The following is an 18,442-nucleotide window of genomic DNA, read 5'->3' as shown; positions in this document are numbered from 1 at the left end:
CTCAGCTTTCCAGCGCGGCGAATAGGCTACGCAGCCTGATCTTGACCGTGCCGAGATTTGTGATTTCATCTATTTTAATTTGTGTATAAATTTTACCGTTTTCCTCCAAAATACGCCGGACTTCGTCGGTCGTTATGGCGTCAACGCCGCAACCGAAGGAAACAAGCTGCACCAGATTCATGTCGGGCTTGTCGCCTATGTATTTTGCCGCCGCGTACAGCCTGGAGTGATACGTCCACTGGTTGAGTACTGCGGTGGGGAAGCGGTGTACCTTACAGCTTAGGACGTCTTCAGAGATGACCGCAGCACCCAGACTGATGATCAGCTTGTCGATTCCGTGGTTGATTTCCGGATCCAGATGGTACGGCCTTCCGCTCAGAACAATAATCTGTCTATGTTCCTTTTGCGCCTGTGCAATCATCCGGTCTCCTTTTTCATGAATTCTGGCCAAGTAATTATCATACTCATTATAAGCGGCTTTCGCGGCTTTTTTAATTTCAGAAAGGGAGATTCCGTCAAAGTACTTTGCAAGTACGCCATGCATTTTAATCGGGAAATCATGCTTCCGGTGGATGCCGACATAATCGTGGATAAAGTGCAGTCCATCCGGCGCGCTCATATTGGCGGAGATAACCTCCGGGTAATACGCCACAACCGGGCAGTTATAATGGTTGTCTCCAAGCCCTTCGTCAAAGTTGTAGCTCATGCAGGGATAGAAAATATTTTCAATCCCCTGATCGATCAGCGCCTGTACATGCCCGTGCATCAACTTTGCAGGGAAGCATACGGTGTCGGAAGGAATCGTGTGCTGCCCTTCGATGTACAGCTCCCGGCTGGAGAGGGGGGACAAAACAACCTCAAAGCCGAGCTGCGTAAAGAAGGTGTGCCAGAACGGCAGAAGCTCATACATGTTCAAACCCATCGGCAGCCCGATTTGGCCTCTTTTGCCTTTTACCGGCTGATAGGAACGCAGTGTCTGCAGTTTAAAGGCGTACATGTTCAGCTCATCGCTGGAGGAACGCTTTGTCACGGGCTTTTCACAGCGGTTGCCGCCGATAAAGCGGCGGGCTCCTCCGCCGAATACGTTGATCGTCAGACGGCAGTTGTTGCTGCATCTTCCGCAGGAGGTTACTTTGACTTCGTGCTGGAAATTCTCCAGCTCGTCTTTTTTGATAATTGTGCTCTCACCGGTTGACCGGTTTTTCGCGTAAATTCCGGCACCGTAAGCACCCATCAGTCCGGAAATATCCGGGCGGGAGACGTGAACGCCCAGTTCGTTTTCAAAAATCCGCAAAACCGCATCGTTCAAGAAAGTGCCGCCCTGAACCACAATGTTCCGGCCGAGTTCTTCGGCGGAGGCGGCGCGGATAACTTTGTAGATTGCGTTTTTCACAACGCTGACAGATAGCCCGGCAGAAATATCTTCGGTTGTCGCTCCGTCCTTCTGCGCCTGTTTTACCTGTGAATTCATAAACACAGTACAGCGGGAACCCAGGTCAACCGGATGTTTCGCGAACAACCCGAGCTTTGCGAAGTCTTCGATATCATAGCCGAGCGTATTTGCAAAGGTCTGCAAAAACGAGCCGCAACCGGAGGAACAGGCTTCATTTAAAAAGATATTGTCGATGGCTCCGTTGTGTATTTTAAAGCACTTCATATCCTGCCCTCCGATATCGATGACGAAATCCACGTTCGGCAGAAAGCATTTAGCGGCTGTAAAATGCGCGACCGTTTCGACGATACCGAAGTCTATGTTAAATGCATTTTTCAATAGCTCCTCGCCGTAGCCGGTAACGGCTCCCGCCGCAATCTGTATTTTCGGATATTTGTTGTAAAGGCTGAGGAGATACTCGCGGATAATGGGAACGGGGTTTCCGGAGTTGCCCTTATAAATCGAATCGAGAACCTCGCCGTCTTTTCCAAGCAGCACGGCCTTCACCGTAGTAGATCCCGCGTCGATTCCAAGATAAGCGTCGCCCTCGTAGGTTTCCGCGTTTCCCCGGGGCACCCTGCATTCGGCGTGGCGGCGTTTGAATTCGTCGTATTCCTCCTGATTTTCAAACAGCGGGGGAATGGAAAGAAAATTCGCCGTCGTACCGTAGGCTTTAATGCTCTCAAGCGCAGTATCCAGATCCGTTTCGATTCCGCTGCTCAGCGCGGCGCCGATCGCCACGTAATAAAGGGAGTTTTCCGGGCAGATTCCCTTGGTTTGCAGCGCATGGTCAAAACTTTCCCGGAGCTGGGAAAGAAAGGTCAGCGGCCCCCCAAGGTAGATGACCTTTCCGTCAATTTTCCGCCCCTGCGCCAGACCCGCGATGGTCTGGTTGGCAACGGCGGCAAAAATGCTGGCGGAAATATCACTTTTGCGTGCCCCCTGATTCAGGAGAGGTTGCACGTCGGATTTTGCGAACACGCCGCAACGGGACGCGATCGTATAGATTTTTTCGTATTGTTTGGCAAGACGGTTCATTTCGTCGAGCGGAATGTTAAGCAGGGTTGCCATCTGGTCGATAAATGCGCCGGTCCCGCCCGCGCAGGTGCCGTTCATGCGGACTTCGGTTCCTCCGGAAAGGAACAGAATCTTGGCGTCTTCTCCGCCAAGTTCAATGATAACGTCGGCGTCGGGGATCAGCTTGCCGACTGCAACGCGGGTAGCGTAAACCTCCTGAATAAACGGCAGCTTGCAAGTTTGTGAAATGCCCATACCCGCCGAACCGGAAACAGTAAGAAGGGTCTGTTTTCCCTTCACGATTTCTTTTTGAATCTTTGTTAAGAGTTCCGCCATTTTCTCCGTGATCTGGGAGTAGTGCCTTTCGTAGGATTGATACAATATTTGATTGTTGTCATCGAGAACCACGCACTTAATCGTTGTGGAGCCGACGTCTAAGCCGATTTTCATAAAGCGCCACCGTTTCTACATTCTTTGTTCTATAAACGTTAATAACATATTTTAGTTCAAAAGGCCTTCTATTGTCAAGTGAAGCAATTTCCAAAAACATTGCGGAAATACCTTTTATCCGGGGCAGTCTCGTTTTTTGCATGCATGCTCCTGATTAGGAAACTTTTGAGAACCGCTCTGTTTTTTTTTCACAAAAAGCGCAAGCAAATAAATGACGAAATTGTTAAATAATTTGTAATGATATTGTTATTCTTTGATTGAAATGTTAAAATGAAGCTAAGCAGTAAAAATTAAATATTGGGGTGATTTGATGCAGTTGAAAAATCTGATTGATTTGGATCGGTTGACCCTCGGCGAAATCCATGAACTCATCAAACTTTCAAACAACATCCGGAACAATCCGTGGGTATACCGGGAATCCTGTCGCGGTAAAATCATGGCTTCTTTGTTTACCGTACCGGCGGTTGCAGCCCAAATGGCGTTTCAGGCCGCAATGTATCGTCTTGGCGGCGAAGTGATTCGCTTTGATTCTCCGGACAGCACCTCATTTTTACGGCAAGGCAGTTTGAAAGCTGTCGTCTCCGCCGTCGGCGGTTGCGCCGATCTGCTTGTGTTGCGCAGCACGGCGGAGGGTACAGCGGCGGCCGCGGCGCTGTATTCCTCAAAGCCTGTTATCAACGCGGGGGACGGGGAGCATCTGCGCCCTTGCGAAACCCTATCTGCTCTGGCAGCGATCAGCGATAAAAAAGGCAGGCTCGATCATTTATGCGTCGGCCTGTGTGGAAACTTAAAAAACAGCCCCGAGGCGCTTTCGCTTATCCAGACCTTCATGCGTTATAAGGGGAACAGTTTTGTGTTGGTTTCCTCCCCGGAAGATACGCTGCCGCAGTACATAAAAGACAGTCTGGATGCCGCCGGCTGCAAATATACCGAAGCATCCGGTTTAGATGAAATGATTTCAGCACTTGACGTGCTTTACATAACTTGTACACAAAAGGAAAATATCGGGAAAGACGAACATACCGAAAGGGAAAAAATCCTCAGCGAGAAGGTTATTGAACGCGCCAAAAAAGACCTCATGGTCATTCCCTCTGAACTTTGCGGTGTGGAAATGGAAGATGTTGCCGCGGACGACGAGCGCGTTGTTGATCTGACAGAATACGGCCTGTATACCCGCATGGCGCTGGTTCTGACGCTTCTGCAAAACGCCGGATCGTGTGGGAAACGAAAGGTTCCACATTCCACGCATCCCAGCCGATGTACGAATCCGAAATGCATCACACGTACGGAGCCTTATCTGCCAAATTTATTCTCAGAGGCCGGTGATATGCTTGAATGCAAATACTGTGAAGGAAGAATGCTCATCTGACCGAAAGCTTCTTCTGGTTTTCTTCGGGTCGCCGCATAAAAACGGGACTTCCGCAAAGCTTCTTACGGCGTTTTTAGAGCCTTTTTATGGCAATGCGGAAATTCGGATCATAAACGCGTATGAACAAAATATTGCGCCCTGTTTAGGCTGCAATCTGTGCGCTTCGGAACAGACTTGCTCCCAGCGAGATTTCGACGAGTTGGATTTACTCATCCGCCGCGCAGATGCAATTGTTGTGGCAACGCCGGTGTATAATTTAGGTTTTCCCGCTCCGCTGAAGGCGATTATCGACCGTACCCAAAGGTACTATGCCGCACGCTTTTCGCTTGGCATATCAAAACCGATTGAAAAGCATAAGACGGCCGTACTGCTGGTGACCTGCGGCTCGCCTGCTTCGGAAGACGCGGATGTTTTGTACCGCCAGTTGAAAAGAGTTTTTTCGGTTACGAATACGGCGTTAAAGGGAATGGCCGTCTGGGCAGATACGGATGCCCTAGGCGGTCATTCCACCTTTGCAAATGCCCGGAAAGCCGCTCAAGACCTCGCGCTTGCCATACTATGTGAAATGTGTTATCATAAAATGTAGCCTAATTATTTGGGAGGATAAAAAATATGTCAGGCCATTCAAAATGGAACAATATTAAGCGCAAAAAAGAAAAGGCAGATGGCGCAAAGGCAAAGATATTTACGAAAATCGGTCGTGAGCTCGCCGTAGCGGTAAAACAGGGCGGCGGCCCGGACCCGAACTCCAATTCAAAATTGAGGGACTGCATTGCCAAGGCAAAAGCGGCAAATGTACCGAATGATAATATTGAACGAATCATCAAAAAAGCAGCCGGTGACGGCGACGATACAAAATATGAAAATATTACTTATGAAGGATATGGCCCTAACGGGATTGCGGTGATCGTGGAAACGCTGACCGACAACCGGAACCGCACCGCCGCTGATGTACGCCATTATTTCGACAAATTCGGCGGCAACCTCGGTACGACCGGCTGCGTTTCCTTTATGTTTGCTCAGAAAGGCGTTATCGTGATTGAACGGGAAGGACTCGATGAAGATAAGGTCATGGAGGACTGCCTTGAAGCGGGTGCTTCCGATTTTCAAGCCAACGAGGATGTTTTTGAAATTTATACGGAGCCGGAAGATTTCAGCGGTGTACGCGACGACTTGGAGAAAAAGGGTTACGAATTCGTTTCTGCCGAGGTGGAAATGGTTCCGAACACCTATACAGCGTTGACGGACGAAGAATCCAGAACAAAAATGCAGCGCCTGCTCGATGCCCTTGAGGACAATGACGATGTTCAAAATGTTTGGCATAACTGGGATAATCCGGATTTGGATGACCAAGAATAGTAAGTAAGTTTTTCCATATTGCGTAAAACATGGAGGAAACAAGATGACAGGCTTTGACAATCTATGCATGAACTGTATGTCCGATACGGGCGGCAAAAGGGAATGCCCGAACTGCGGCTTCAGTGCTGTCGAGCCTCAGATGCGCCATGCACTTCCATACGGGACGATGCTGCAGAAGCGGTACATCGTTGGGCGCGCGAAGGCAAGCAACGGGGAAGGCATCACTTATATCGGCTACGATACGGTTTTAAACATACCGATTGAACTGCGCGAATTTTTTCCGCAAACCCTGTGTGAACGGGCGGACGGAAAAGGGGATATCCGCGTAATGGGCGGAAGCGAAATCATCTTTGACGAATGCCTTGCCGCGTTTTTGAATTTTTCAAGGGAAGTTGCTCATTTGCGGGAGCTTTCCGCAATTGTGCATATTTATGATATATTTGAAGAAAACCACACGGCATATACCGTTTCCGAATGGAATGAGAGCATTACCCTTCGCTACTTTATTGAACGCAGCGGCGGGAATCTAAACTGGAACGCCGCGCGCCAGCTGTTCATGCCTGTTTTGTCCGCACTCAGCGCCATACACGCTGCGGGAATCTGCCATCTTGGAATTTCCCCTGATACGCTTGAGATTATGCAGGACGGGAAAATGAAGCTGGGGAGCTTCTGTATCAGCGCCATCCGCAAAATGGATACCGATTTGCCGCCGGATCTGGTGCCCGGCTGTGCGGCAATTGAACAATATGTGATGGATTATGTACCGAACGAATCGACGGATGTTTACGGATTTGCCGCTTCGCTCTTTTTTGCTTTAACCGGTACCCTTCCGCAGGACGCTTTGAAGCGCCGTGCGGACACGCGTCTTTTAATTCCAACAAGCATTATGCGAAGCCTGCCGCCCCATGTGGTGTCCGCGCTGGCAAACGCATTGCAGGTTTCACCGGATAAACGCACCCCAACCTTTGAACGGCTGCGCGCCGAACTGTCCGCTGCGCCGACGGTTACGGCGACGATCGAAGAAACACAGCGGATTCCAAGCTTGGGAGAGAATGGCGATCGTGAAAAAAAGGGTGTGCCGAATTTTGTATGGGTTATCCTGACTTGTGTTGCGGCACTCATCGTTTTTACAATTGTCGGGATTATCTGGATATCAAATTCTGATCGGAGCGGGGCGGAAACGCTTGCTTCGAGTACCTCGCAGGTAGAATCCTCTGAATCGGAAATGCCGGACAGTACGCTGAACGCAGAGGAATCCGAGGATCCGAACCTGATTGCCGCGCCGAGTTTAATCGGCCAAAACTTTAAGGAGCTGACTTCCTCCGGGTCATCCTCCGCAGATCAGGATTATCAGGTTCTGCTTTCTACCAAGCAGTTCAGCGATACCATTCCGGAAGGCTGCATTATTTCCCAGTCGCCCGCGCCGGGGACAAAAATGGCAAAGGGTACGGCAATTGTTGTGGTTGTCAGCGAAGGTGCTGCTGTGCGCACGCTACCCTCAATCACCGGAAAAACACTAGCGGAGGCTTCCGAGGCGGTCACTTCAGCCGGATTCACACCCACGAAAACAGAGGAATACAGTTCCACCGTACCGGAGGGATTGGCAATCGGCTATAAGGACGTAAAGGAAGGCAGCCAGATGGCTTACGGTTCGGAGGTTGTTATTGTAATCAGCAAAGGGCCGGCAAGCGGCGACGACGATAACTAATCTTGAATATTATGCGGCAGAGGATCTGAAACGGCAGCTTCAGGTCCTTTTTTCTTGCCGTTTAAACGGATAATTCCAATAGACTCGAAAATGCTTTTTAACATAAGGCATAAGAAATTTTTCTGTTTCCTTTTGAGTTAAAAAACATTATTATAACCGATCATTACAAATTTTTAACTATCATTTTTCGAATATCGTCATATAATAGAAATGTAAGAAATTTTACAATATTTGACAAAGAATGTGTGAAAATGATTCATTTAGCAAGTCGTTTCTTTCAAAGAAAATTACGCTCCCTTACAATTGTTTCAGCAGCTTTTGTGTTGATTCTTGTCATTGGTGCAGTTACTTTCCAATTTAGAAAAAATATGGCGCCGTGCCATTTGGCTAAGCCGGTCATGGCCGCGGCAGAAATGCGGCCGATTGGAAACGCCCAAATGAATACGCAGTCAACGGGAAGCAGGGAAGAATCCACCGCTTCTTCCAGCGGGGTTTCATCGGGAAAAGAAGCGCCCCCCGCTTATCAGACGATGTATCCGGACTTATATGCCGGAGAGCTTGTGCCTGCCGCAGCGCCGAAGGAAAAGACGGTGTATCTGACGTTTGACGACGGCCCGTCCAACCTGACAATACCGCTCCTCAATGTGCTGGATACCTACCATGTAAAGGCTACCTTCTTTGTGGTCGGCCATACGGACCGCCAGAGTCTGAAAGCAATGAAGGAAATTGTGAACCGCGGGCATGCGATCGGCGTTCATTCCTATACCCACCAGTTCGAGCAAATTTATGCGTCGCCCGCCTCGTTTTTGGAAGACTATGCGAAAATGCATGACTTGATCAAATCCACAACAGGAGTCGATACAAAAATTTACCGCTATGCCGGCGGAAGCGTAAACGACTATAACAAAAATACGGCAAGGGATATCATAGCAGAAATGAACCGTCGCGGCTATGTGTATTACGACTGGAACGTGGATTCCGGCGACGCCGAGAAGGGTGCCACCGCAAAATCCATTTACCGGAACGTAATCAGCGGGGTTCACCGGTACAGCAATTCGGTTGTTCTGCTTCATAATACAAAGTTTAAAGGGAACACGCTGAAGGTTATGGCGAAAATTATTAAGACGCTGAAAAACGAGAGCTATTCTTTTGATGTGCTCGGCCCATCCGTCGACAGTTCGCCCTACCTTTTTTGCAAAATCCCGTAAAAAAGCCCACGTCAGCGGGCTTTTTCATTTGCGCGATATTCAGCAAGCAGCAGGTCAACCATCCGCCCGTAGCTTTTTACGCCGTCCTCCTGTTTGTTGGCTTTCAGGTAACTGTCGTTTACGGCGCTTGCCGCAACGGCAGCCGGACCTTTAAACTGTTCCCAATAAGCGTTATTGTCCGCCAGGTCGCGTTTTACGCCTTCGCTGAGCTTGGCATAGATCGTATTCGCCGCGCCGCTGTCGGCGTCGTAGAGCGCATTGTATGTATAAAGAAAGGCCAGCATATTTCCGGAATATTGAAAATCGAGGTCGTCGCTGTATTCACAAGCGAGATAACCTATAAAATTAGCTTCGTCCTCGCGCATGTATCCACGAAGGTGCGACAGCTCGTGGCACATGGTTGCCGGTATAGAGTACTGCGGGACATCTACATTGACGTTGGCTTCAAAAGTAAACGGGAAAAATATACCCGTAATATTACACCAGGACATCAGCCGGGAGGCAATTACCGGTTTTGGCTGCCCGTATCCCGCCGGAAGCAGCGGGTATTGCCGGTGAAGTTTTTCAAAGGCCGCCTGTGCTTTTTTGGCGGTTTCATAGATATTCCCGCTAGTCCACTTCGTTCCGGATTTCCCGTCGGCTTTTTCTTCCTTACGTAGGGTGCTGACCTTTTCGGCCAGAGCATTGCACAACGCAGTAAGCTCGGCTTTTGACGACGGCCGGATCTCTAGCCCGGACGTCTGGGCGAAGGTATACCGGCTGTAGTTGATTCCGCAGTTGAGCATAAAGACAAAATACAGGACGCTGGCAAGGCATACAGGGGTAATCAGGGAAAGAAGAAGAACCTTCCCGCAGCGCCCCTTCGCTTTTCTGATTTTTATGACGCAGACGATCAGATAAGCTGCAGCACCTATCACAAGCAGCACAATCAACAGTTCCGCTATGGAAAACGGAGCAAGCGAGGTTATAAAATTCACACTTTTCGACAACACCGGGTAGATGGTTACGGCATACCATTCCGCAAAAGCAGGGGCATTCGAAGCGATGAACGAAAGCAAAAACGCGGCCGGCGCAAAAAGGGAAAGCCATAACCGCTTATAACAAACTATCTTTTTCATTTTGACACCTCCGCTTTCGTTTATTGTAGTATATCGTCGAAGAAGCGTCAATGGAATCAAGTCCCAAGGGGATCATTTCGATAAAAGAAATAGAAGGAGGGAGCATGAGCCATATTTATACAGAATATGAGTTGCCTATATATCTTAAAAATGGTATGATTAAAAGGAATCTTTACTTGTAAAGGGGAGGCTGGCGCATGAAGTTTTTCATTAAGCAGAGCACCGGTACAGATGCTCTTTTTACGATTCTCGATACGCTGGGTCAACCTGTTTATCGTGTTACCGGTGATTCGCTTGCCATTGGCAGCAAGTTTTATTTGATTGACGGCAATACGAATGAAGTAGCTAAAATTGTAAGCTTGGGCCTTACGCCGAAGTCGAAATATACGATATACATTCATGATAAGGAATGTGCCCGTGTAAACTGGAGCTTTACGTCGGAACACCATCCGGTCAAAATCAAGGGTGTGAACTGGCATTTCCGTGGTGATTTGGTGGAACGCTCCTATGACCTGATTGATGCAAATTCGGCGGTGGTAATGTCCCATGGGCGTTGCTGGAATGAAAATGGCGACTGCTTTGCCGTTGATATTGCCAACGAATCGGACGTCCTGCTTTGTTTATGCATTGCAGTAATTCTGGACAGCACGGTGATAGCGGGTTCTGCGAAGGCCGTGCCGGCACACTAACGCAATTTGACAAACCGATATTGTAATGCCATAATATAGTATTATGATGTTTTTTCGATCAGGGCGGCCGGACAAGCCTGTCTTGAAAATGGATATTGGCGCGGCGATTTTGGCGACACATTATATTATTTTGAATATAGGGGAAAACCCAGGAGGGAAATCTATGAGCAGGGAACTGGCGAAGACTTATAACCCGCAGGAGGTCGAGGACAGAATCTATGACTTTTGGCTTTCCGGTGGATATTTCCACGCACAGGTGGATCCGGAGAAAAAACCGTATACAATCGTAATCCCGCCCCCGAACATTACCGGGCAGCTTCATATGGGACATGCCCTGGATGAAACTTTGCAGGATATCCTGATTCGCTGGAGAAGAATGCAGGGGTATTCGGCGCTTTGGGTGCCGGGAACCGACCATGCTTCTATTGCGACGGAAGCCAAAATTGTTGAAGCAATGCGCAAGGAAGGTCTGACAAAGGAAGATATCGGGCGCGAGGCGTTTTTAAAGCGCGCATGGGATTGGAAAGAAAAATACGGCGGACGCATTGTTGAGCAGTTGAAGAAGCTGGGTTCCTCCTGCGATTGGGGCCGTGAACGCTTTACGCTTGACGAGGGCTGCTCCAAGGCGGTTCGTGAGGTTTTCGTCCGCCTTTATGATAAAGGGCTGATTTACCGCGGCGAGCGGATTATCAACTGGTGCCCGCACTGCCGCACTTCCATTTCCGATGCGGAAGTGGAGTTCAGCGAGCATGACGGTTTCTTCTGGCATCTGCGCTACCCGTTCAAAGATGGCAGCGGTTATATCCAGCTTGCCACAACCCGTCCGGAAACCATGCTTGGCGATACTGCGGTGGCGGTGCATCCGGAAGATGAACGCTATGCGGACCTTGTCGGCAAAACGCTGATCCTTCCCATTGTTGGGCGTGAAATCCCGGTAATTGCCGACACGTATGTTGAGTGTGATTTCGGAACCGGCGTGGTAAAGATTACCCCGGCGCATGACCCGAACGACTTTGAGGTCGGTCTGCGCCATAATCTGCCGGTCGTCAACGTGATGGACGAAAGCGGCAATATGAATGAAAATGCCGGGAAATACGCGGGAATGTCTTCGCTGGAAGCGCGTGAAAAGATCGTGGAAGAGCTGAAGGAAAAAGGTTTTTTGGTCGCGGTAGAACCGATTAAGCACAACGTCGGTTCCTGTTACCGCTGCGGAACCGTGGTGGAGCCGCGGGTTTCCAAGCAATGGTTTGTAAAAATGAAGCCGCTGGCGGAGCCTGCGATTCAGCAGGTGAAGGACGGCAAGACCAAATTTGTTCCGGAACGCTTTGAAAAAATCTATTACCATTGGATGGAAAATATTAAGGATTGGTGCATATCGCGCCAGCTTTGGTGGGGGCACCGTATTCCGGCGTGGTACTGCCAGGACTGCGGCGAAATGGTTGTTGCGCGTGAAGAGCCCCACGTGTGCCCGAAGTGCGGTTCCAAAAATCTGAAGCAGGACGAGGATACGCTCGATACCTGGTTCAGCTCCGCGCTTTGGCCGTTTTCCACACTTGGCTGGCCGGATCAGACCGAGGATTTGAAATATTTCTATCCGACCGACACGCTGGTTACCGGCTATGATATTATCTTTTTCTGGGTTGCACGCATGATTTTCTCGGCAATCGAACAGACAGGCGAAGTGCCGTTCAACACGGTGTTGATTCACGGTCTTGTGCGTGATGCGCAAGGGAGAAAAATGAGCAAATCGCTCGGCAACGGGGTTGACCCGCTTGAAATTATTGACAAGTACGGCGCGGACGCGCTCCGCTTCACGCTTGCCACCGGTAACAGCCCCGGAAACGATATGCGTTTCTCTGACGAAAAGGTGCAGTCCAGCCGCAATTTTGCCAATAAGATCTGGAATGCGTCCCGCTTTATCCTGATGAATATTGACGGCCATGATGTAAAGAATAAACTTCCGGATGATCTCGCCACGGAAGATCAGTGGATTATTGATTCCTTTAGCCGCATTACCAAGGAAATTACGGATAACCTTGAACATTTTGAGCTGGGGATTGCCGTACAGAAGCTGTACGACTTCTTATGGGATGAATTCTGCGACTGGTATATTGAAATCGCAAAGATACGTTTGTATTCGGAGGACGAAAAGGCAGCGCAGAATGTGCGGCAGGTGCTTGTTTGGGTCATGAGCGGCACATTGAAACTGCTGCACCCGTTCATGCCGTACATTACGGAGGAAATTTGGCAGTCGCTTCCGCACGACGGGGAAGCAATCATGGTTTCCAGTTGGCCCGAATTTGAGGAGGCGTACTGCTTCCCGCAGGCTGCGGACAATATGCACAGCATTATGGATGCAATCCGCGCCGTGCGCAACCGCCGTGCTGAGATGAACGTGCCGCCGTCGCGCAGAACCCGCCTGTTCATTGCAACCGGCTCCAAAAAGGTTTTTGAAGACGGCGTTGAAATCATGAAAAAGCTCGCTTATGCAAACGAAGTGGAAATTGGGGAAGAATTTGAAATCGACGGTGCGGTGACAATTGTTACTGCGGATGCCAAACTCTATATTCCTATGTCGGAACTGGTGGACAAAAAGGCGGAACTGGAACGCCTTACAAAGGAACTGGAATCTGCGCAGAAGCAGTATGCCAACGCACAGGCGAAACTTGCCAATGAGAAGTTTATTTCGAAAGCACCGGCAAACGTTGTGGAAGGCGTGAAGCAGAATGCGGAGAAGCTTAGCGAACATATTGCGCTGATTCAGTCCAGCATCGAAGCTTTGAAAGAATAGGAACAGGAAGGCGGACATTGCGTCCGCCTTTCATTTTAAAAATGCAGGTGAATATCAATGACTTATACGGAAGCATTAAAGAAAATATCGTCGCTGGAGCGTTTCGGCTCGAAACCTGGTCTGGAACGGATTCAAAAACTGCTTCAAATGATGTGGAACCCGCAGGACAGCCTGAAATATGTGCATGTTGCCGGCACGAACGGGAAGGGCTCCACCTGTGCGCTGATCGCCTCGGTTTTAGAGAAAGCCCGCTATAAAACCGGACTGTTCATTTCACCCTATGTCACGGATTTCTGTGAACGGATGCAGATCAATGGGGAAAAGATATCCCATGAGGAATTAGCCGAAATGGTGGGAAAGGTTTTTCCTCTGGTAGAGAGGATGAATCAAAACGGGGAAATCATTACCGAATTCGAACTGGTTACTGCATTGGCGTTTGCGTGGTTTGCCCAAAAGGGATGCGATATTGTCGTGCTGGAAGTTGGCCTTGGGGGTCGCCTTGATTCAACCAACGTGATTCAAACGCCGCTTGTGTCGGTTATTACTTCAATTTCTTCGGATCATACAAAGGTGCTGGGTAACACGCTTGCGCAGATAGCTTACGAAAAAAGCGGGATTATCAAGGACGGGGGCGTAACGGTCTGTTACCCCGAGCAAAAGCCGGAGGTACTTGAGATCCTGCAAAAAACGGCGGATAAACGAAACAATCGGTTTGTTCTTGCCGATATGAAAAGTGTCGTGCCGCTTTCCATGAACCTGAACGGTACGGGGCTGCTGTACGGGGAGCTTTTGGTGCATCTTCCGTTTTTGGGAGAGCATCAGATTAAAAATGCCGTTACGGCGCTTGCCGCGCTGGAAGTTCTGAAGGAGAAGGGATACCATATATCAGGGCATAGCTTTGAATCGGGTTTTGCCTCCGCAAGCTTTCCGGCAAGGATGGAAGTCCTGTCTATGAACCCGACGGTCATCCTTGACGGGGCGCATAACCCGGACGGGATGGCGGCTTTGGCCGCGACGGTTCGCAAGTACCTTCCCGATAAAAAAATCACAGCAATTGTCGGCATGCTTTCCGATAAGGATGTAAAAGCGTCGGTAGAAAATTTGGCAGGGCTGTTTTCAAACGTAATCACGCTGGTGCCGAAGAATCCGCGCGCTATGAGCGCGGAAGACCTTGCGGAGCACTTCCGGTTGGTAGGAACGCCCGCTGAGTCAATGGAAAACAGCAGGGAAGCTCTTAAAAAGGCTTTGTCTGTAGTGGGAAAAGAGGGAACTCTGTTTGTCTGCGGTTCTCTTTATCTTGCGGGGGAACTCCGTCCGCTTGCATTGGATCTGCTCTCCAGAAAATAAAGAATTTTTATGCAAAGAAAATACAGGTTGTTAGCGGAAATGAAATACAACAATAGGCCGTATCAGGAAGGAATCCGGTGCGGCTTTTTGTTAATAATTGCCATTGCATATTGAGAACTAAATATTTCCGGTTTTATGATAGAATTTGCAAAAACACTCTGAAAGAATGTTTGATAAATGGAAGCCAGAATTATTAGAAGAATAGACAAATTAGGACGCATCGTAATGCCGAAAGAGCTTAGAAACAGTTTGGATATCAAAGCAGATGATGAGCTTGAATTCTTCTTAGGTGATGATCAATTTATGATTAAAAAAAGGATAACGGCATGCGAATTTTGTAAGCAGACGCATTATGTAATGAATTTCAAAGGACATAGAATTTGCCGGGAATGCATCGAAAAGATGGTTGAAATGTTAAAAGAAGACGGATATATGCTATAAGCCCGCCGAGTGATCGGCGGGCTTTTTCGTCGTTTCGGGATTTTGGCGGAGCGGCGACATTTTTCATGGTAATTTTCCCATGCGGTTTGATAAAATTTATACATTATTATTAGCGGACAAGCTGCTTCTGCATAAATGCCGGAAAAGGCACGGCGGATAGGACTTTTTTATTTTTTTTTATTGCATTGCGCATAAATTGAAAAGATTTGCAGATAATAAAAGATTACATAAAAGCATGGAGGTTTCGCGATGGGTGTCAGGTTACTGTTAAAAGACGGAGAGATGACCGCGCTTCTGAGCGGGGAAATTGATCATCACTCCGCGAGGGAAATCCGCACGGAGGTCGACGAAGCGGCGTCAAAGGTAAAACCCAAGCGGTTAACGCTGGACTTTTCGGGGGTACAGTTCATGGACAGCTCCGGTATCGGCCTTGTTATGGGGCGCTGCAAGCTATTGCAGATGTGGGGCGGTAGTGTACGGGTGGCCAATCTAAACCCGAAAATTGAGAAAATTGTATCTTTGGCAGGCTTAAACCAGCTCTGCACGATCGTAAAGGATGTGAATTATGATGAAGCCTACGAATGAAATGGCGGTTTCCTTTTTAAGCTGTTCAGCAAACGAATCCTTTGGAAGGGCTGCGGTGGCGGCGTTTGCGGCGCAGCTGGATCCAACCATTGATGAACTTAGTGATATTAAAACGGCGGTCTCCGAAGCCGTTACAAACTGTATCGTTCATGCCTATCGTGATACCCTCGGTGTTATTTACATAACCTGTAAATTATATGAAGACGGCCGGCTCAGCATCCGGATTCGCGACAAGGGCTGTGGAATTGAAGATGTGGAAAAGGCGATGCAGCCGCTGTTTACCACATCGGAGAATGAGGAGCGCGCCGGGCTGGGTTTTGCTGTGATGGAAAGCTTTATGGACAAATTAAGGGTGACTTCAAAACCCGGCAAAGGTACGACCGTCACCATGTATAAGACAATTAAACGCCGTCAGGCGGAAAAGAACACTTAAAATGGACAGAGAACAGACCATAAACGAGAATATCGGACTAGTGCACGCCTGCGTAAAGCATTTTAAAGGACGCGGGGTAGAATACGACGACCTTTTTCAGGCCGGTTGCCTGGGCCTTGTAAAAGCGGTGGACAATTTTGACAGCAGCCGCGGAGTGAAATTCTCAACGTATGCCGTCCCGGTTATCCTCGGCGAAATCCGGCGCCTTTTCCGGGACGGCGGAGCGGTGAAAGTAGGCCGGGGCTTAAAAGAACTTGCCATGCGTGCCGCGCGTGAATCCGCCGCTTTTAGTGAAAAGGAAGGGCGTTCTCCCACGATCGGAGAGTTGGCAGAAATCCTGAATGTCGAACCAGCGGAAGCCGCACAGGCCCTGGGCGCATCCCAATTGCCGCTTTCGCTTACTTCTTCTCCGGAAGAGGGCGGAGGTCAGATCGATATCAGCGTAGACGCCGGCGATGATAAAATCGCGGAGCTTTTGTCTCTTAAACAGGTTGTTACGGAGCTGGAACCAAAGGACAGGAGCATTATTATTTTTCGATATTTTAAAAGCAAGACACAGACGCAAACAGCCGCCGCACTTGGCATGACGCAGGTTCAGGTATCCCGGCGGGAAAAGAAAATACTCAATGAATTGCGCTTGAAACTTTCATAAAGCTGTCATATTTGAAAAAGCGGCTCTCCGATCCTTGTCTGGACGGAGAACCGCTTTTGTGCTATGATTTTGATAAAATTATAAAGACTCTATTAAGGAAAGGAAGTACGACTCTTTTATGAAATCTTTTCGAAAGGAACTGCACTTTCATCTGCCGACACGGAGAGGAATCGTGAATATTACTCCGCAAGTGGAGGAAGCTCTCAGAGGAAGCGGAATCCGGGAGGGGCTGGTATTGGTGAATGCCATGAACATCACAGCCAGCGTGTTTATTAATGACGACGAAAGCGGGTTGCACCATGATTACGAGGCTTGGCTCGAAAAGCTTGCGCCGGAAAAGCCGTACAGCCAGTACCGCCACAATGGTTTTGAGGACAACGCCGACGCGCATTTAAAGCGTACGGTTATGGGACGCGAAGTGGTTGTGGCGGTTACGGAAGGCAAGCTGGACTTCGGCACATGGGAACAGATCTTTTATTTTGAATTTGACGGCAAACGCGACAAGCGGGTTCTGATTAAAATCATCGGCGAATAAAAAAACAGCCGGGTAACTGTCCCGGCTGTTTTATTCGGAAATCTCCTTTATATTGTACGGCGTGTTCTGATAGACGAAATAGTTCAGCCAATTGGCAAACAGAAGATGTGCATGGCTGCGCCACACAAACGGAGGCTCTTTGGTTATGTCGTCGTTCGGAAAGTAATGCAAAGGAATGGAAGGATTCATTCCTTTTTTTAAATCGCGAAAATATTCTTTTGCAAGCGTATCGTAGTCATATTCAAGATGACCGGTGATAAAAAACTGCCTGCCGTTCTTTTTGGCAACAATATGAACGCCGGCTTCGTCAGAGGCTGTCAGTATGACAAGATCGCTGCATTTGTTGATATCTTCAGCATGTACTTCGGTATTACGCGAATGCGGCGCATAAAAATTGTCATCGAACCCCCGGATCAAAGGATGGCGATAGTCAAGCACATGATGGCGGAATACGCCGGACAGCTTTTGGGGAAGCTGGTATTTTGTAATTCCGAAGTGATAGTACAGCGCAGCTTGCGCACCCCAGCAGATGTGCAAGGTGGAATAAACGTTTTTCCGGCTCCATGCCATAATTTTACAAAGTTCATCCCAGTAATCGACTTTCTCAAACGGCATATTTTCAACCGGAGCGCCGGTGATAATCATTCCGTCGAATTTTTCCTCTTTTATATCGTCAAACGTTTTATAAAATGTATTCAGATGGGAGGAAGAAGTATTCTTCGAAATATGCGTGGCCATTTGCAGCAGCTCCACATCGACCTGCAAAGGGGAGTTGCTCAATAAGCGTAAAAGCTGCGTTTCTGTTTCAATTTTTGTCGGCATCAGATTCAGTATCACAATTTTGAGGGGGCGAATATCCTGGGTAATGGCACGCTGATGCGTCATCACGAAGATATTTTCTGATTCCAGTACTTCAATAGCCGGCAGATTTTCCTGAATTTTTATTGGCATCGTTTATCCTCCTGACACAGAGACAATGGATTCATTATAGCAAACATCCATAAATACTGCAATATTGCATAAAATATTGAACGTATGATAAAAATATAAAAAAAACGTTGACATTGTATGCCCCACGTGGTATTATAGTGAAGCCGTCGAAAACGGGGAGAAAATGCTTGACAAGTTTACTGAATCGTGATAATATATTAAGCGTTCTCCTGTTAGGTTTGACGGAGAACCAGGACCTTGAAAATTAAACAACGTAACGAATTAAGGAACCCGTAAACCAGAGAGTAGAAAGTACTTTCGGACAAAGTTGGTTGTCACTTAAAAAGGCAACAAAAATACACGTTAGTGTATCGTGAA

16 protein-coding genes are annotated in these 18,442 nt (G+C 48.5%); 13 read left to right on the top strand and 3 right to left on the bottom strand.

Translation table 11 applies throughout. The features are described 5' to 3' along the window. Window position 1: 1 nt before the first annotated feature. Window positions 2-2,899, bottom strand: coding sequence for an acyl-CoA dehydratase activase-related protein (locus tag CAGA_RS11025; protein WP_135660764.1), 2,898 nt, complete (start codon window positions 2,897-2,899; stop codon window positions 2-4). Window positions 2,900-3,209: 310 nt separating this feature from the next. On the opposite strand from CAGA_RS11025, the gene CAGA_RS11020 reads away from it, so the two are divergent. The 5 genes from CAGA_RS11020 (at window position 3,210) to CAGA_RS11000 (ending at window position 8,543) form a co-directional block, all read left to right on the top strand. Beyond that, window positions 3,210-4,268 (top strand): aspartate carbamoyltransferase, encoded by a 1,059-nt coding sequence (locus CAGA_RS11020; RefSeq protein WP_135660834.1) that lies wholly within the window; start codon window positions 3,210-3,212, stop codon window positions 4,266-4,268. Continuing rightward, window positions 4,231-4,854, top strand: coding sequence for a flavodoxin family protein (locus tag CAGA_RS11015; protein WP_167875225.1), 624 nt, complete (start codon window positions 4,231-4,233; stop codon window positions 4,852-4,854). The genes CAGA_RS11020 and CAGA_RS11015 overlap by 38 nt, the downstream gene beginning before the upstream one ends. A 26-nt stretch (window positions 4,855-4,880) precedes the next feature. Beyond that, window positions 4,881-5,627 (top strand): YebC/PmpR family DNA-binding transcriptional regulator, encoded by a 747-nt coding sequence (locus CAGA_RS11010; protein ID WP_135660760.1) that lies wholly within the window; start codon window positions 4,881-4,883, stop codon window positions 5,625-5,627. 43 nt (window positions 5,628-5,670) lie between these two features. Next, window positions 5,671-7,335, top strand: a complete 1,665-nt coding sequence (locus CAGA_RS11005; protein ID WP_135660758.1) for a PASTA domain-containing protein — start codon at window positions 5,671-5,673, stop codon at window positions 7,333-7,335. A gap of 383 nt (window positions 7,336-7,718) precedes the next feature. Then, window positions 7,719-8,543, top strand: coding sequence for a polysaccharide deacetylase family protein (locus CAGA_RS11000; RefSeq protein ID WP_243113024.1), 825 nt, complete (start codon window positions 7,719-7,721; stop codon window positions 8,541-8,543). 11 nt (window positions 8,544-8,554) lie between these two features. Here the strand turns inward: CAGA_RS11000 and CAGA_RS10995 are convergent, their stop codons facing one another. Then, window positions 8,555-9,661: a DUF3810 domain-containing protein gene (locus CAGA_RS10995; protein ID WP_135660756.1), complete on the bottom strand. Its 1,107-nt coding sequence runs from the start codon at window positions 9,659-9,661 to the stop codon at window positions 8,555-8,557. 197 nt (window positions 9,662-9,858) lie between these two features. Between CAGA_RS10995 and CAGA_RS10990 the strand changes: the two genes are divergently transcribed. From CAGA_RS10990 to CAGA_RS10955, 8 genes are all read left to right on the top strand, one after another. After that, the gene (locus CAGA_RS10990; protein WP_135660754.1) at window positions 9,859-10,350 is read left to right on the top strand and encodes an LURP-one-related/scramblase family protein; all 492 of its coding nucleotides are present in this window, start codon (window positions 9,859-9,861) and stop codon (window positions 10,348-10,350) included. A gap of 163 nt (window positions 10,351-10,513) precedes the next feature. Continuing rightward, entirely contained in the window at window positions 10,514-13,141 is a 2,628-nt protein-coding gene (locus CAGA_RS10985; RefSeq protein ID WP_135660752.1) for a valine--tRNA ligase, read from the top strand. A 57-nt stretch (window positions 13,142-13,198) separates the two neighbouring features. Further along, window positions 13,199-14,488 (top strand): bifunctional folylpolyglutamate synthase/dihydrofolate synthase, encoded by a 1,290-nt coding sequence (locus CAGA_RS10980; protein ID WP_135660750.1) that lies wholly within the window; start codon window positions 13,199-13,201, stop codon window positions 14,486-14,488. A 177-nt stretch (window positions 14,489-14,665) separates the two neighbouring features. After that, window positions 14,666-14,929, top strand: a complete 264-nt coding sequence (locus CAGA_RS10975) for an AbrB/MazE/SpoVT family DNA-binding domain-containing protein (RefSeq protein WP_135660748.1) — start codon at window positions 14,666-14,668, stop codon at window positions 14,927-14,929. Window positions 14,930-15,178: 249 nt separating this feature from the next. Then, window positions 15,179-15,514: an anti-sigma factor antagonist gene (locus tag CAGA_RS10970; RefSeq protein WP_135660745.1), complete on the top strand. Its 336-nt coding sequence runs from the start codon at window positions 15,179-15,181 to the stop codon at window positions 15,512-15,514. After that, complete coding sequence (gene spoIIAB, locus CAGA_RS10965; protein WP_135660830.1) at window positions 15,498-15,947, top strand: anti-sigma F factor; 450 nt, start codon at window positions 15,498-15,500, stop codon at window positions 15,945-15,947. Before CAGA_RS10970 ends, spoIIAB begins: the two co-directional genes overlap by 17 nt. 1 nt (window position 15,948) lies before the next feature. Beyond that, window positions 15,949-16,599, top strand: coding sequence for a sigma-70 family RNA polymerase sigma factor (locus CAGA_RS10960; RefSeq protein ID WP_135660743.1), 651 nt, complete (start codon window positions 15,949-15,951; stop codon window positions 16,597-16,599). A 118-nt stretch (window positions 16,600-16,717) separates the two neighbouring features. After that, a complete protein-coding gene (locus tag CAGA_RS10955) occupies window positions 16,718-17,134 on the top strand; it encodes a secondary thiamine-phosphate synthase enzyme YjbQ (protein WP_135660741.1) in 417 nt (138 codons plus the stop codon). Window positions 17,135-17,164: 30 nt separating this feature from the next. Here the strand turns inward: CAGA_RS10955 and metA are convergent, their stop codons facing one another. Then, window positions 17,165-18,085, bottom strand: a complete 921-nt coding sequence (gene metA / locus CAGA_RS10950) for a homoserine O-acetyltransferase MetA (RefSeq protein WP_135660739.1) — start codon at window positions 18,083-18,085, stop codon at window positions 17,165-17,167. Between the last annotated feature and the right edge of the window lie 357 nt (window positions 18,086-18,442).

It is taken from the genome of Caproiciproducens galactitolivorans (genome assembly GCF_004768785.1).
Lineage (GTDB): Bacteria > Bacillota > Clostridia > Oscillospirales > Acutalibacteraceae > Caproiciproducens > Caproiciproducens galactitolivorans.
This window is presented reverse-complemented; position numbering and strand designations above follow the sequence as displayed.

Bases quoted from the DNA above. Each gene is read 5' to 3' on its own strand.
- CAGA_RS10995 (WP_135660756.1), bottom strand. From the start codon at position 9,661: ATGAAAAAGATAGTTTGTTATAAGCGGTTATGGCTTTCCCTTTTTGCG.
- CAGA_RS10960 (WP_135660743.1), top strand. From the start codon at position 15,949: ATGGACAGAGAACAGACCATAAACGAGAATATCGGACTAGTGCACGCC.
- CAGA_RS10955 (WP_135660741.1), top strand. From the start codon at position 16,718: ATGAAATCTTTTCGAAAGGAACTGCACTTTCATCTGCCGACACGGAGA.
- spoIIAB (WP_135660830.1), top strand. From the start codon at position 15,498: ATGAAGCCTACGAATGAAATGGCGGTTTCCTTTTTAAGCTGTTCAGCA.
- CAGA_RS11010 (WP_135660760.1), top strand. From the start codon at position 4,881: ATGTCAGGCCATTCAAAATGGAACAATATTAAGCGCAAAAAAGAAAAG.
- CAGA_RS11020 (WP_135660834.1), top strand. From the start codon at position 3,210: ATGCAGTTGAAAAATCTGATTGATTTGGATCGGTTGACCCTCGGCGAA.
- CAGA_RS10985 (WP_135660752.1), top strand. From the start codon at position 10,514: ATGAGCAGGGAACTGGCGAAGACTTATAACCCGCAGGAGGTCGAGGAC.
- CAGA_RS10970 (WP_135660745.1), top strand. From the start codon at position 15,179: ATGGGTGTCAGGTTACTGTTAAAAGACGGAGAGATGACCGCGCTTCTG.
- CAGA_RS10980 (WP_135660750.1), top strand. From the start codon at position 13,199: ATGACTTATACGGAAGCATTAAAGAAAATATCGTCGCTGGAGCGTTTC.
- CAGA_RS11025 (WP_135660764.1), bottom strand. From the start codon at position 2,899: ATGAAAATCGGCTTAGACGTCGGCTCCACAACGATTAAGTGCGTGGTT.
- CAGA_RS10975 (WP_135660748.1), top strand. From the start codon at position 14,666: ATGGAAGCCAGAATTATTAGAAGAATAGACAAATTAGGACGCATCGTA.
- CAGA_RS10990 (WP_135660754.1), top strand. From the start codon at position 9,859: ATGAAGTTTTTCATTAAGCAGAGCACCGGTACAGATGCTCTTTTTACG.
- CAGA_RS11005 (WP_135660758.1), top strand. From the start codon at position 5,671: ATGACAGGCTTTGACAATCTATGCATGAACTGTATGTCCGATACGGGC.
- metA (WP_135660739.1), bottom strand. From the start codon at position 18,085: ATGCCAATAAAAATTCAGGAAAATCTGCCGGCTATTGAAGTACTGGAA.